Annotated in this window: 15 protein-coding genes; 8 read left to right on the forward strand and 7 right to left on the reverse strand. The window is 61.0% G+C overall.

What is annotated here, in order from left to right; translation table 11 throughout:
* Positions 1 to 191: 191 nt before the first annotated feature.
* From AABM54_RS21490 to AABM54_RS21505, 4 genes are all read right to left on the reverse strand, one after another.
* Positions 192 to 479 (reverse strand): PA4642 family protein, encoded by a 288-nt coding sequence (locus AABM54_RS21490; RefSeq protein WP_347901982.1) that lies wholly within the window; start codon positions 477 to 479, stop codon positions 192 to 194.
* Positions 480 to 542: 63 nt separating this feature from the next.
* Complete coding sequence (locus AABM54_RS21495) at positions 543 to 1,028, reverse strand: hypothetical protein (RefSeq protein ID WP_347901983.1); 486 nt, start codon at positions 1,026 to 1,028, stop codon at positions 543 to 545.
* 107 nt (positions 1,029 to 1,135) lie between these two features.
* Entirely contained in the window at positions 1,136 to 1,609 is a 474-nt protein-coding gene (locus tag AABM54_RS21500) for a WbuC family cupin fold metalloprotein (RefSeq protein ID WP_347901984.1), read from the reverse strand.
* Between the two features lie 3 nt (positions 1,610 to 1,612).
* On the reverse strand, positions 1,613 to 2,170 hold the full coding sequence (locus AABM54_RS21505; RefSeq protein ID WP_347901985.1) for a hypoxanthine-guanine phosphoribosyltransferase: 558 nt from the start codon (positions 2,168 to 2,170) through the stop codon (positions 1,613 to 1,615).
* A gap of 177 nt (positions 2,171 to 2,347) precedes the next feature.
* On the opposite strand from AABM54_RS21505, the gene upp reads away from it, so the two are divergent.
* Together upp and AABM54_RS21515 are read left to right on the forward strand one after the other, a co-directional pair.
* Entirely contained in the window at positions 2,348 to 2,986 is a 639-nt protein-coding gene (gene upp, locus AABM54_RS21510; RefSeq protein ID WP_347901986.1) for a uracil phosphoribosyltransferase, read from the forward strand.
* 2 nt (positions 2,987 to 2,988) lie between these two features.
* The gene (locus AABM54_RS21515) at positions 2,989 to 4,263 is read left to right on the forward strand and encodes a uracil-xanthine permease family protein (RefSeq protein WP_347901987.1); all 1,275 of its coding nucleotides are present in this window, start codon (positions 2,989 to 2,991) and stop codon (positions 4,261 to 4,263) included.
* 161 nt (positions 4,264 to 4,424) lie between these two features.
* Here AABM54_RS21515 and hemH read toward each other — a convergent pair whose 3' ends face one another.
* Together hemH and AABM54_RS21525 are read right to left on the reverse strand one after the other, a co-directional pair.
* Complete coding sequence (gene hemH / locus AABM54_RS21520; RefSeq protein WP_347901988.1) at positions 4,425 to 5,447, reverse strand: ferrochelatase; 1,023 nt, start codon at positions 5,445 to 5,447, stop codon at positions 4,425 to 4,427.
* 14 nt (positions 5,448 to 5,461) lie between these two features.
* On the reverse strand, positions 5,462 to 6,364 hold the full coding sequence (locus AABM54_RS21525; RefSeq protein WP_347901989.1) for a TIGR01777 family oxidoreductase: 903 nt from the start codon (positions 6,362 to 6,364) through the stop codon (positions 5,462 to 5,464).
* A gap of 195 nt (positions 6,365 to 6,559) precedes the next feature.
* Here AABM54_RS21525 and AABM54_RS21530 point away from each other — a divergent pair, with 195 nt between their 5' ends.
* The 6 genes from AABM54_RS21530 (at position 6,560) to AABM54_RS21555 (ending at position 12,420) form a co-directional block, all read left to right on the forward strand.
* Entirely contained in the window at positions 6,560 to 7,546 is a 987-nt protein-coding gene (locus tag AABM54_RS21530; RefSeq protein ID WP_347901990.1) for an FAD-dependent oxidoreductase, read from the forward strand.
* Between the two features lie 229 nt (positions 7,547 to 7,775).
* Positions 7,776 to 8,738, forward strand: a complete 963-nt coding sequence (locus tag AABM54_RS21535; protein WP_347901991.1) for a DUF523 and DUF1722 domain-containing protein — start codon at positions 7,776 to 7,778, stop codon at positions 8,736 to 8,738.
* On the forward strand, positions 8,739 to 9,677 hold the full coding sequence (locus AABM54_RS21540; RefSeq protein WP_347901992.1) for a MerR family transcriptional regulator: 939 nt from the start codon (positions 8,739 to 8,741) through the stop codon (positions 9,675 to 9,677).
* A 19-nt stretch (positions 9,678 to 9,696) separates the two neighbouring features.
* Positions 9,697 to 11,142, forward strand: coding sequence for a deoxyribodipyrimidine photo-lyase (gene phrB, locus AABM54_RS21545; protein WP_347901993.1), 1,446 nt, complete (start codon positions 9,697 to 9,699; stop codon positions 11,140 to 11,142).
* 60 nt (positions 11,143 to 11,202) lie between these two features.
* Entirely contained in the window at positions 11,203 to 11,985 is a 783-nt protein-coding gene (locus tag AABM54_RS21550; protein ID WP_347901994.1) for an SDR family NAD(P)-dependent oxidoreductase, read from the forward strand.
* 129 nt (positions 11,986 to 12,114) lie between these two features.
* The gene (locus tag AABM54_RS21555; protein ID WP_347901995.1) at positions 12,115 to 12,420 is read left to right on the forward strand and encodes a YkgJ family cysteine cluster protein; all 306 of its coding nucleotides are present in this window, start codon (positions 12,115 to 12,117) and stop codon (positions 12,418 to 12,420) included.
* A 74-nt stretch (positions 12,421 to 12,494) separates the two neighbouring features.
* Here AABM54_RS21555 and AABM54_RS21560 read toward each other — a convergent pair whose 3' ends face one another.
* Positions 12,495 to 13,013, reverse strand: coding sequence for an acyloxyacyl hydrolase (locus AABM54_RS21560; protein WP_347901996.1), 519 nt, complete (start codon positions 13,011 to 13,013; stop codon positions 12,495 to 12,497).
* Between the last annotated feature and the right edge of the window lie 73 nt (positions 13,014 to 13,086).

Genomic DNA, 13,086 nt, shown 5'->3' on the forward strand with positions numbered 1-13,086 from the left:
AAAACGCCCCGTTCTCGTTGAGAGCGGGGCGTTTTTTTATGACCGGGCAAATCTGATTTGTGGCGAGGGAGCTTGCTCCCGCTGGGCTGCGAAGCGGCCCCAAAACTCTGCGAACGGCGGAGATCTTGTGAGTGCTGCGCACTCAAGCGGGAGCAAGCTCCCTCGCCACACTTACCGATGTACCTGAGGAATCAGCCGCGAGCTTTTTCGATCAGCTCGATGTAGTCCGGCGCGTTGCGCTGATCCTTGATCAAGGCAACGAAGTCATTGCCGTGCTCATCCTTGCCGTCCAGGTCCAGCCCGGCCTCGACGAAGAACACCAAGAAACGCTCGAAATCGTCGATCCGCAGACCGCGGTAAGCCTTGATCAGTTTATGCAGGGACGGTGAAGTGGCGTCGACCGGTTCGAAATCCAGGAACAGTTTGATCTGCGCATCGCCGATCTCGTCACCAATCAACTGCTTTTTATCTTTACGCATTGCCGACTCCAGCTCGCAGACATTACACGGGGCGGGCAGTTTACCCCCCGCGCGGCTCCGGGCTCAACGCGTGCGTTGGCTGCCGGTGTGCAGGTCTGCCCAGACATGCCCGTTGGCGTAACTGAGGAACTGGCAATACACCGTATCGTTACGCAGCAAGTCCATCACCACCCGGTACTGAGTCAGCGGGTAGTAGAGCGTCAGAGTTTTGCTCTTGTCGTCATAGATCGGTTTTTTCAGGCTTTTGCTTTCGCCGTCGAAATTCACCAGCACCTGGCTGATGGTCGCGCCCTTGTTCAACGGTTTGCCCTTGAGGCGAATCATCAACGGTGAAGTCACCGGGATCGGCTGTTGCGTGGATTGGCGCTGACTGCCCACCACCACCGAATACTCGGTGACCTGCAACAGTTGCTGTTGCTCGGGTTGGCCACCACGCAGCAACAGGTCGTCGGGTGGCAGGAGCTGCCCGTGCATGACCGCTGGCGCGGCCGCCAGCGGAAGGCTGAGGGTCAGCAACAGGGCGGCGCAGTTGCGGATCAAAAGGCTCATGACAGGCTCCGAAGGGCGGGGCCAAGCACTCTAGCATGGGGTATACGAAAGTGAATCCGTGAACACGATCCCATGTGGGAGCGCGGCTGCTCCCACATGGGTGAAGATCAGTCGAACTGCGCGCGCATCCAGGCGTGGTACTCGGCAACGCCAGGCTCACCTTCGCGGGGCGCCCAGTGAGCATGCTCACCCTCGCCCACCGGCCGATAAGGACCGGACTTGCACTCGAACATCACGCTGTTCGCTTCCAGCACCACCAGGCCGTGGTAGACGCCCGCAGGCAAATCCACCCCCAAAGTATCGCCACCGCCCTGCAAGACCCGCTTGGCGACAACCTGCCCCGCCTCGTCGAAGATCAGCACGCCCAGGCGCCCCTGAAGGACGAGCAGGGTTTCTGCCTTGTCGTCACTCAAATGCCGGTGAGGCGGAATATAGGTGGCCGGCTGCAAGCCGACCGCCATCCGGTGGCACGGCTCTTCCATCTGGTGGAAGTTGTGATGCTGCCGGCCACGGGGGTTGGCCGCCGCTTTCTCGGCCAATTCGGTAAACAGTGTTTGATCGAGAAAGCTGGGCGTTGTCATGTTTTACATTCCTTTGACGGCGAAGATGCCGGCGGCGTTGCGCCAGTAGCCTTTGTAGTCCATGCCATAACCGAAAATGTAGCGGTCGATGCACGGCAGGCCGACGTAATCGGCTTTCAGGTCCGGCCGAGCCTTGCGGTCGTGGTCCTTGTCGATCAGTACGGCGGTGTGCACGGCGCGGGCGCCGGCGTGTTTGCAGAAGTCGATGATCGCGCCCAGGGTGTGACCTTCGTCGAGGATGTCGTCGATGATCAGCACGTCACGGTCGATGAAGGACACTTCCGGCTTGGACTTCCAGAATAGCTCGCCGCCGCTGGTTTCGTTGCGATAGCGGGTGGCGTGCAGGTAGGACGCTTCCAGTGGGAACTTCAGATGGGTGAGCAGCTTGCCGGAGAAAATCAGGCCGCCGTTCATCACACAGAACACCACCGGATTGCGCTCAGCGAGTTCTTCGTTGATGTGTGCACCGACGCGGGCGATGGCCGCCTCGACTTCAGCTTCGGTGTACAGGCAGTCAGCCTCTCGCATGATTTGACGGATATGCTCGAGATCAGCGGACATGGCGCTCTCCAAGGGGGTTTGAGGGGGAGGGTCGGATTCAGAAAAGCGGGCAAAGGTACGCATCAAGCGAGGCCAGATCAAGCGTTTGTGGACTAACGTACTGTATGTCTATAGGACAACACCCCCGGATAGATTAATCTAGGCCGTTTTTTTTGCCCGCCGCCGGAGCTTTTCCCTATGCCCATCCGTGAGATCCGCCATCCGCTGATCCGACACAAACTTGGCCTTATGCGCCGCGCAGACATTAGCACGAAGAATTTCCGTGAGCTTGCTCAGGAAGTCGGGGCGCTACTGACCTACGAGGCCACCAAAGACCTGCCCCTTGAAACCTATGACATTGAAGGCTGGTGCGGCACCGTATCGGTTGAAAAAATCGCCGGCAAGAAAATCACCGTCGTACCGATCCTGCGCGCCGGAATCGGCATGCTCGAAGGTGTCCTGAGCCTGATCCCGGGCGCCAAGGTCAGCGCTGTCGGCGTGGCCCGCGACGAAGAAACCCTGAAGGCTCATACCTACCTGGAGAAACTGGTCCCGGAGATCGACGAACGCCTGGCCATGATCATCGACCCGATGCTCGCCACCGGCAGTTCCATGGTCGCCACCATCGACCTGCTGAAGAAGGCCGGTTGCAAGGACATCCGTGCGATGGTTCTGGTGGCCGCGCCTGAAGGTATCGCAGCAGTCGAGCAAGCTCACCCGGACGTGACCATCTACACCGCCTCCATCGATGAGAAGCTGAACGAACACGGCTACATCATTCCTGGCCTGGGCGATGCTGGCGACAAGATCTTCGGCACCAAGCAGAAGGACGCGTGAGCATGCAGGATGAGTTCAACGACCCGCTCTGGCGCCAGATTCTTTCTGGCGCGCAGATGCTGTTCGTGGCGTTTGGCGCGTTGGTGTTGATGCCGCTGATTACCGGCCTCGACCCGAATGTCGCGCTGTTCACGGCGGGCCTCGGGACTCTGCTGTTCCAGGTGGTCACCGGACGGCAAGTGCCGGTGTTCCTGGCGTCGAGTTTTGCCTTCATCACCCCGATCATTCTCGCCAAGGGCCAGTTCGGCCTCGCGGCGACCATGGGCGGCGTGATGGCGGCCGGTTTCGTTTACACCTTTCTCGGCCTGGCCGTGAAGATCAAGGGCACCGGTTTCATCGACCGTCTGCTGCCACCCGTGGTGATTGGCCCGGTGATTATCTCCATCGGCCTGGCCATGGCGCCGATTGCCGCGAACATGGCGATGGGCAAGGCCGGCGACGGTACCGAACTGATCCCTTACCAAACGGCGATGTTGATCTCCATGCCGGCGCTGCTGACCACGTTGATCGTGGCCGTGTTCGGCAAAGGCATCTTCCGCCTCGTGCCGATCATTTCGGGCGTGCTGGTCGGGTTTGGCATGGCGTTTTTCTTCGGCGTCGTCGACACCGCGAAAATCGCTGCCGCGCCCTGGTTTGCACTGCCGCACTTCACCGCACCGGAGTTCAACTGGCAGGCCATTCTGTTCATTGTCCCGGTGGCGCTGGCCCCGGCCATCGAGCACATTGGCGGCGTGATTGCCGTCGGCAGCGTGACCGGTCGTGATTACCTGAAAAAACCAGGCCTGCACCGCACGCTGTTTGGTGACGGTATCGCTACCACCGCGGCCGGGCTGCTCGGCGGCCCACCCAACACCACCTACGCCGAAGTCACAGGCGCGGTGATGCTGACCAAAAACTACAACCCGAAAATCATGACCTGGGCGGCGATCTTCGCCATCAGCCTGGCGTTTATCGGCAAGTTCGGTGCGCTGCTGCAAAGCATCCCGGTGCCGGTGATGGGCGGGATTCTGTGCCTGTTGTTCGGTTCGATTGCCGCGGTGGGCATGAACACCATGATCCGCCACAAGATCGACCTGAGCGAGGCGCGCAATCTGGTGATTGTATCGGTCACGTTGGTGTTCGGGATTGGCGGTGTACTGGTTGGCACCGGCACCGGCCCGGATGACTTTGGCCTCAAGGGCATCGCGTTGTGCGCCATTGTGGCGATTGCGTTGAACCTGATCCTGCCGGGCAATGATGGCTGGAAGAAAAAACAGCCGGATGAGCCGTTGCTCTAACGGCTTACACAGCCCCCTGTGGCGAGGGAGCTTGCTCCCGCTGGAGCGCGAAGCGTTCCTAAAACCGGACACCGCGTTGCATCACAAAGACCGCGACAACCGGATTGACGACTGCTTCGCAGCCGAGCGGGAGCAAGCCCCCTCGCCACAAGGCTGTTCACCTACAACGCCAGCGGCGCCCTTTCGCACAACGTGCTCAACGCCTTCGCCCAGTCCGGGTTGTCATTGAGGCACGGCACCAGCACCAACTCCTCGCCTCCCGCCTCGCGGAACTGCTCCAGGCCGCGATCACCGATCTCCTCCAGGGTCTCGATGCAATCGGCGACAAACGCCGGGCACATCACCAGGATCTTCTTCACGCCTTGCCGGGCCAACTCATCGAGGCGCGCTTCGGTGTAGGGCTCGATCCACTTGGCGCGGCCCAGTCGCGACTGGAACGACACCGACCACTTGCCCTCTGGCAACCCCAGGCGTCGCGCAAACGCGGCAGCGGTGCGCAAGCACTGGCCGCGATAACACGTCGCAATCACTTCCGCCGGCGCTCCGGCACAGCAATCACCATGGCCTTCGAAGGTGTGGCCCGGGTTGAGCTTCTTCAGGTGCCGCTCCGGCAAACCGTGGAAGCTGAGCAGCAGGTGATCGTAATCCTGCTCCAGGTGAGGCCTGGCGCTGGCGACTAATGCATCAAGGTATTCCGGTTGATCGTAAAACGGCTGAAGAATCGAAAACTGCACATCCAGTTGCTTCTCGCGCACCACCCGCTTCGCTTCTTCGATCACCGTGGTCACGGTACTGTCGGCGAACTGTGGATACAGCGGAGCAAGGGTGATTTTCTTGATGCCCTGCCCAGCCATACGCGTGAGTACCGACTCGATCGACGGCTCGCCGTAGCGCATCGCCAACTCCACCGGCCCCTGGGTCCACCGGGCGCTCATGACCTGTTGCAAACGGCGGCTGAGGACCACCAGCGGCGAACCCTCGTCCCACCAGATGGACGCATAGGCATGAGCCGATTGCTCGGGGCGCTTGATCAAAATCAGCGAGACCAGCAAACGCCGCACCGGCCATGGCAGGTCGATGACGTAAGGGTCCATCAGAAATTGATTGAGGTAGCTGCGTACGTCCGCCACCTTCGTGGAAGCCGGCGAACCCAGGTTGACCAGGAGCAACGCGTGATCGGTCATGCAACGTCCTATTTCTAAAGGCGGCTGGACAGATCGTCCAACGCCGCGCGCAAATCAGTGAACTGGAAAGTGAAACCCGCCGCCAGCAACCGCGCCGGTGTCGCCCGCTGACCGCCCAACAGCAACTGCGATAACTCGCCAAGCCCCAGCCGCAACGCAAAGGCTGGCATCGGCATAATCGCCGGCCGGTGCAATACGCTGCCCAACGTCTTGGCAAACTCGCGATTACGCACCGGTTTCGGGGCGCAGGCATTATAAGGACCGCTGGTGTCATTGCGATGCAGGAGAAAATCTATCAGGGCAATTTGATCGTTGATATGAATCCACGGCATCCACTGCCGGCCACTGCCGATCGGGCCGCCCAAGGCCAGCTTGAACGGCAGCAACAGCCGTGACAAAAAGCCCCCCTCGGCCGACAGCACCAAACCGGTGCGCACGTGCACCACTCGGATGCCTAGCGCCTCGGCACGTTGCGCGGTTTCTTCCCAGGCAATGCACAACTGACTGGCGAAATCTTCGCTGACCGGCGAAGTGTCCTCGGTCAACTCTCGTTCACCGCCGTCGCCATACCAGCCTACCGCCGACCCGGAAATCAGCACCGAAGGCTTTTGTGCGCGGCTTTCCAGCCACGCCAGCAAGGTTTCGGTGAGCCCGATTCGGCTGCTCCACAGCAACGCCTTGCGTTTGTGCGTCCAGTGACGATCGCCAATGGGCGCGCCAGCCAGGTTGATCACCGCATCGACCGGTTCCGCGCCGAGGTCTTCCAGGCGCGCGATCCCGCGCACTTGCGCGCCACACACGCGGGCCACGAGCCCTGGGCTGCGACTCCACACCGTCAACGTATGACCGCGACTCAACCAGTGTCGGCAGAGCTGACGTCCTATCAATCCAGTACCGCCGGTCAGCAATATGTGCATGACTTCTTCCTCGCGTGGCGTTTTCTGCCGATCACTAGTCTATTTTTATAAGCAGGGACATTCGGATCGGGCAAGCTCTGTGCTTAACACTAGGACAAGCTACCAGAACGATAACGCTAAAAGTTATACCGAAAAACAATATTGTACAGGCTTGAACCACGGCGTAGCCTGTACAGAAAGGTAAACGAGGCCCCTATGACTGTACCCATCGCAATCATCGGCACCGGCATCGCCGGACTCTCCGCCGCCCAAGCCCTCAGTGAGGCCGGCCATGTCGTACAGCTGTTCGACAAAAGCCGAGGCAGCGGTGGCCGCATGTCCAGCAAGCGCAGTGATGCTGGTGCGCTGGACATGGGCGCGCAGTACTTCACCGCGCGCGATCGCCGCTTTGTCACCGAAGTGCAGCGCTGGCAAGCCAATGGATGGGTCGCCGAATGGGCGCCGCAACTTTATACCTACCAGGGCGGCCTGCTCAGCCTGTCGCCGGACGAGCAGACCCGCTGGGTCGGAACCCCACGCATGAGCGCCATCACCCGCGCCCTGCTCGGCGATCTCGAAGTGCATTTCGCCTGCCGGATCACGGAAGTGTATCGCGGCGAAGAACACTGGCACCTGCAGGACGCGGAGGGCTTCACCCACGGGCCCTTCGGGCACGTCATCATCGCCACTCCGGCCCCTCAGGCCACCGCCCTTCTGGCCGCTGCGCCGAAACTTGCCGGGGCCGCCGCCGGGGTAAAAATGGACCCGACCTGGGCCATCGCCCTCGCGTTCGACACGCCGCTGGATACCCCGATGGAAGGCTGCTTCGTGCAGGACAGCCCGCTGGACTGGCTGGCGCGCAACCGCAGCAAACCGGGGCGCGACACCCAGCTCGACACCTGGGTGCTGCACGCCACCAGCGCCTGGAGCCGACAACACATTGACCTGCCCAAGGAAGCCGTGATCGAGCAACTGCACGGCGCATTCGCAGAGTTGCTGCACAGCGCCATGCCCGCCCCGACCTTCAGCCTCGCCCACCGCTGGCTCTACGCCCGCCCGGCAAGCAGTCACGAATGGGGGGCGCTGGCCGATGCCGATCTGGGCCTGTACGTGTGCGGCGACTGGTGCTTGTCCGGTCGCGTCGAAGGGGCCTGGCTCAGCGGCCAGGAAGCCGCTCGGCGCCTGCATCAACACCTGCAATGAAACACATCACCCCCGGTAAATTGCTGCTGTCGAAGCGCACGACAGCCCATCCGCAAAACCACGACGCCAGGTTAATGGGCTGGAAGTAATACCTGGGGGAGCGAGCTGGCTTGTGATGATCGCTCAAAAAACTTATACAATTAATTTGACTTGTACACCTTTAAATCTATTATCCATCCATGTTGTACAGGCAAAATCACCTGTACAGGGATAGATCAGAGGTGTCCCGATGCCCAGCGATTCCACCAGCAAACCCAAAATCGCCATCAGTGCCTGCCTGATGGGGGCCGAGGTCCGCTATAACGGTGGCCACAAGGAATCGCGCCTGTGCAGCCGCACCCTCACTGACTATTTCGAATTCATTCCGGTCTGCCCGGAAGTCGCCATCGGCCTGGGTATTCCCCGCGAGCCGATCCGGCTGGTGGGTAACCCAAAAGATCCACTGGCGCTGGGCACGGTCCATCCCGACCTCAACGTGACCCAGCCCCTGGCCGACTACGGCCAGCAGATGGCTGGCGAGCTGGGGGATATCTGCGGCTACATCTTCATGCAAAAATCGCCGTCCTGCGGGCTGGACCGGGTCAAGGTCTACCACGCCAACGGCAGCCCGGTGGACGGTGGCGGACGCGGTATCTATGCCCAGGCGTTCTGCGCCCGGCACCCGGATTTACCGGTCGAAGAAGACGGCCGCCTCAACGACCCGGTACTTCGGGAAAACTTCCTGACCCGCGTGTTTGTCTACGCTGCCTGGCAACAGCTGTTGCAACAAGGCTTGAGTCGTCGCGCCCTGACCGACTTTCACTCGCGCTACAAATACCTGCTGATGGCCCACCATCCGCTGCAATACAAAACCCTGGGCAACCTGTTGGGCAACATGGGCAAGCGCGATCCCGAAGAACTCGGCCCACGCTATTTCAGCGAACTGATGGCCGCTCTGAAAAAGTGCGCCACCCGTCGCACCCACACCAACGTTCTGCAACACCTCAGTGGTTACTTCAAGCAAGCCATCAGCGCCGAAGATAAACAGGAGGTGCAGCACGTCATCGCCCAGTATCGCCACGGCATCGTGCCGCTGGTGGTGCCGTTGACGCTGCTCAAGCACCACTTGCGGCAACACCCCGATCCGTACGTGGCGCAACAGGTCTATCTGCAACCGCACCCGGAAAATCTCAGCCTGCGAAATGCGATTTAAATGAACAACACACCTGACACGCCTGCCTGCGAAGACCAGGGCGCCGATCTCCAGAAAGCGCTCGATGATGGCTGGCTGCCGATCCGCGAGGTAGCCCGGCAGACCGGCGTCAACGCCGTGACCCTGCGCGCCTGGGAGCGCCGCTATGGCTTGATCGTGCCCCATCGCACAGCCAAGGGGCATCGGCTGTTTTCCGCTGAACACGTGCAACGCATCCACAACATCCTCGTCTGGCTCAATCGCGGCGTGACCGTCAGCCAGGTCAAGCCATTGCTCGACACCTCTCCCCTGACCGAATCGGTGGGGAACGATTGGCAAGTGCTGCGCATCCGCCTGATACAGGCCATCAGCCAATTGGCCGAGCGTCAGGTCGACGACACGTTCAACCAGGCCATGTCGCTGTATCCGCCACGCACCTTGTGCGCGCAACTGCTGATGCCCCTGCTGGCCGAACTCCAGCAGCGCTGGCAAGGGCAATTCAGTGCGCAAATGGAGCGGGTGTTTTTCTACTCCTGGCTACGCAGCAAATTGGGCGCACGCATCTACCACAACAACCGCCAGTTGCGTGGCGCGCCGTGGCTGCTGATCAACCAGTCCGACCTGGCACTCGAACCCCACCTGTGGCTGAGTGCCTGGCTGATCAGCAGCACCGATTGCCCCGTGGAAGTTTTTGACTGGCCCCTGCCACTGGGTGAACTGGCACTGGCGGTCGAACACCTGCACGCTCGGGGGGTGCTGCTTTATTCGAGTAAAGCCATCAATCTCAACCCGCTGACGAAACTACTCAGCGGCGTCAGTTGCCCAACACTCATTGCCGGCCCCACGGTGTGTATCCACCATGCCGAGTTGTCCGCAAGCACATCAGAGATCGCCGGTTTGTTCCTGGCGCCCGACCCGTTGTCGGCGCATCAGGAGCTGATAGAGCGTGGACTTATTTAATGGTTGACCGGACATCGCCATGCAATTGATCTGGCTGCGCAGCGACCTGCGCCTACATGACAACACCGCCCTCGCGGCCGCCGCAGCACGCGGCCCGAGCGTCACCGTGTACCTGATAAGCCCGGAGCAATGGCTGGCCCATGACGATGCCGCGTGCAAAGTGGATTTCTGGCTGCGCAACCTGAGCCTGCTGAGCCAGGCCCTGAACCACCTGAACATTCCCCTGTTGATCCGCCGTGCGCCGCACTGGGATGACGCACCCGGCGTGCTGGCTCGGCTCTGTCGGGAGTTAAAGGCCCAGGCACTGCACGTCAACGAGGAATACGGCATTCACGAGTCCCGCCGGGACCTGGCGGTGGCTCGCGCCGTCGAAGCGCAGGGCTGCACCTTCCACAGTTACCTGGATCAGTTGCTGTTCAAACCCGGCTCGGTACTGACCAAAACCGGCACCTGTTTCCAGGTCTTCAGTCAGTTCCGCAAAGTCTGTTATTCCCGCTTGCACGGATCGTTACCGAACCTGATTGCCGCGCCCAACGCTCAAGCCGCGACCGGCATCAACCCTGATCCCGTGCCGTCACAGGTCGAAGGTTTTGCCACGCCCGACGAACCTGTGCGCCAGCTCTGGCCGGCCGGTGAGGCCGAGGCCCGGCGACGCCTCGAGACTTTCGCCGATCAACAGATCGACTACTACCAAAGCGAACGCGACTTTCCAGCCAGGCCCGGCACCAGCCAGTTGTCGGCGTATCTGGCTGCCGGGGTCATCTCCCCGCGCCAGTGCCTGCACGCCGCGCTGCAAACCAATCAGGGCGAATTCGACAGCGGCAACGTCGGCGCCGTCACCTGGATCAATGAGCTGCTGTGGCGCGAATTCTACAAACACATTCTGGTGGGCTACCCCCGCGTCTCCCGGCATCGCGCCTTTCGCCCGGAAACCGAAGCCCTGGCCTGGCGCGATGCGCCCGAAGAGTTGGCAGCCTGGAAAGAGGCACGCACCGGCCTGCCGATTATCGACGCGGCGATGCGCCAACTGCTGGAAACCGGCTGGATGCACAACCGGCTGCGGATGGTGGTGGCGATGTTTTTGACCAAGAACCTGTTGATCGACTGGCGCGAAGGCGAGCGCTTTTTCATGCAGCACCTGATCGACGGCGACCTGGCGGCGAACAACGGCGGCTGGCAATGGAGCTCGTCCACCGGGACGGATTCGGCACCTTACTTCCGGATCTTCAACCCCTTGAGCCAGTCGGCTAAATTCGATGCCGACGGGCTGTTCATCAAACACTGGATGCCGGAACTGGCGGGACTGAACAAAAAAGATATCCACAACCCGGCGGCCATGGGCGGGTTGTTTGGCGTGGCCAATTACCCGCTGCCGATAGTCAACCTGAGCACCTCACGCGAACGCGCACTGGCGGCGTTCAAAAACCTGCCTTCACGCCTGGATGCCGGAGGTGTGTATGAGTGAGTTTCTGCAGCGTTTAACCGTATTGGGCCGGGCCATTGCCTGGCTGAAAAGGAGACGGGGATGAACCTCACCACGCCACGACGATACTGGTTGACGGGAGCCAGCAGCGGCCTTGGCGCCGCGCTGGCCGAGGAACTGCTGAAATCCGGCGTGCACCTGGCGGTCAGTGCCCGCACGGTCGCACCGCTGAAAGCCTTGGCCCATCGCTATCCGGGACAAGTGCTGGTGGTGCCGGGCGACCTGACCAACAGTCAGACCGTGCGCGAAATCGGCGAACAGATCCAGCACGACTGGGGCTCGCTGGACACCGTAATCCTCAACGCCGGCACCTGTGAGTATGTCGACGCCAAGCAGTTGGACGCCTCGATCATCGAACACGTGGTGCGCACCAACCTGCTCGCCAGCAGCTATTGCATCGAAGCTGCCCTGCCCTTGCTGCGCGCAGGTCTGGCACCGCACCTGGTGGGCATCGCCAGTTCAGTGACGTACTTGCCGCTGCCACGGTCCGAAGCCTACGGCGCCTCGAAGGCCGGCCTGCGCTACCTGTTCGAATCGCTGCGCATTGACCTGGCGCCCGAAGGCATTGAAGTCAGCGTGGTCAGCCCAGGTTTTGTGGACACCCCGCTGACCATCGGGAACGACTTCCCCATGCCGCTGAAGTGGCCGGTCGACAAGGCTGCGCGGCACATCCTCGAAAAACTCAAACAACGCCCTCCGGAAATTGCCTTCCCGGCCCTGTTCATGGCCACGCTCTGGCCACTGTCGAAAATACCCAACCGGATCAAACTGGCGATCGGCAAACGGATGGTCCGCAGTTCACCGCCGATCAAGGATCAGCCGTGAACATCGCGATCATCGGCAGTGGTATCTCGGGAAGGACCAGCGCTTACCTGCCGAGCAATGCACTGCCATCGACCAAGCGTCCGTCAGGCCTTTCACACAGCAACGGCTCACTGCCTTACACTGCGCGCCATGAACACCATCCCCCTCACCACTATCGCTGAACCGGCGGTCACTTGTTCGACCTGCGCGGCGTGCTGCTGCCAGCTCGAAGTGATGCTGATCACCAACACCGGCGTCCCCGAACGCTACATCGACACCGACGACTGGGGCGGGGAAGTCATGCTGCGCCTGGACGACGGCTGGTGCGCCGCGCTGGATCGCAACAGCATGATGTGCACCATCTACGAAAAGCGTCCGCTGATCTGCCGCGAGTTTGAAATGGGCGCGCCTGAGTGCATCGACGAGCGCCAGGGAATTACGACGGCGTACCGCTGATCCTGATTGACGCGGTCCAATGTGGCGAGGGCGCTTGCTCCCCCTCCACAATTACCCGCCACCGCTCAGAACCGTTACAGCGGCATCGTGTAATGCAGTGAGTAACTCTCTACCCCATCATTCGGGCTGCTGATCCCGGCGTTTGAATAGTGCGTCGCCCGAATCCCCACTTCGTGCCCACCGGCAAAGCGCAGGCCGAAACCGACACGGTCTTCGAACTGAAAGGCCGAGCCCAGCCTGTTGTCTTCGACTTCGGTGTGGGCGAACACCGCAACGCCGATCCCCGCCTCCAGATACGGGTTGACGGTTTGCCCGGCAAACTCGTAAACCAGCACCGGAGAGAAGGACAGGCTGTGATTGCTGGCGCTCTTGTCGCCATCCCAAAAGGTGTAGGCACCGCTCCAATATCCTGTCAGGCGACCGACATCGCTCTGCAGCCAACTCTGGTCCCAATCAAACTGCACCCCCAAGCGGTAAGACTGGGTCGAGTCACTGGTCTGGCCGACCGCAAATTCGACACCGGCGGCCTGCGCCGACAAACTTTGCCCCGATAGTGCGGCCGCAATCACGGCCAGGCAGAACAGTCGCTTCATTAGAAACATCCTTTTCCAAACGAGTTCGTGTGGTTTTCATTGCCTAACAGACACAGCTATAGAAATCAGCGTT

Source organism: Pseudomonas purpurea, from assembly GCF_039908635.1.
Taxonomy (GTDB): Bacteria; Pseudomonadota; Gammaproteobacteria; order Pseudomonadales; family Pseudomonadaceae; genus Aquipseudomonas; species Aquipseudomonas purpurea.

Coding starts and splice junctions, on each gene's coding strand:
- AABM54_RS21530 (WP_347901990.1), top strand. CDS start 6,560: ATGACTGTACCCATCGCAATCATCGGCACCGGCATCGCCGGACTCTCC.
- AABM54_RS21495 (WP_347901983.1), bottom strand. CDS start 1,028: ATGAGCCTTTTGATCCGCAACTGCGCCGCCCTGTTGCTGACCCTCAGC.
- phrB (WP_347901993.1), top strand. CDS start 9,697: ATGCAATTGATCTGGCTGCGCAGCGACCTGCGCCTACATGACAACACC.
- AABM54_RS21525 (WP_347901989.1), bottom strand. CDS start 6,364: ATGCACATATTGCTGACCGGCGGTACTGGATTGATAGGACGTCAGCTC.
- AABM54_RS21555 (WP_347901995.1), top strand. CDS start 12,115: ATGAACACCATCCCCCTCACCACTATCGCTGAACCGGCGGTCACTTGT.
- AABM54_RS21535 (WP_347901991.1), top strand. CDS start 7,776: ATGCCCAGCGATTCCACCAGCAAACCCAAAATCGCCATCAGTGCCTGC.
- AABM54_RS21500 (WP_347901984.1), bottom strand. CDS start 1,609: ATGACAACGCCCAGCTTTCTCGATCAAACACTGTTTACCGAATTGGCC.
- AABM54_RS21505 (WP_347901985.1), bottom strand. CDS start 2,170: ATGTCCGCTGATCTCGAGCATATCCGTCAAATCATGCGAGAGGCTGAC.
- AABM54_RS21550 (WP_347901994.1), top strand. CDS start 11,203: ATGAACCTCACCACGCCACGACGATACTGGTTGACGGGAGCCAGCAGC.
- AABM54_RS21515 (WP_347901987.1), top strand. CDS start 2,989: ATGCAGGATGAGTTCAACGACCCGCTCTGGCGCCAGATTCTTTCTGGC.
- AABM54_RS21490 (WP_347901982.1), bottom strand. CDS start 479: ATGCGTAAAGATAAAAAGCAGTTGATTGGTGACGAGATCGGCGATGCG.
- AABM54_RS21540 (WP_347901992.1), top strand. CDS start 8,739: ATGAACAACACACCTGACACGCCTGCCTGCGAAGACCAGGGCGCCGAT.
- upp (WP_347901986.1), top strand. CDS start 2,348: ATGCCCATCCGTGAGATCCGCCATCCGCTGATCCGACACAAACTTGGC.
- hemH (WP_347901988.1), bottom strand. CDS start 5,447: ATGACCGATCACGCGTTGCTCCTGGTCAACCTGGGTTCGCCGGCTTCC.
- AABM54_RS21560 (WP_347901996.1), bottom strand. CDS start 13,013: ATGAAGCGACTGTTCTGCCTGGCCGTGATTGCGGCCGCACTATCGGGG.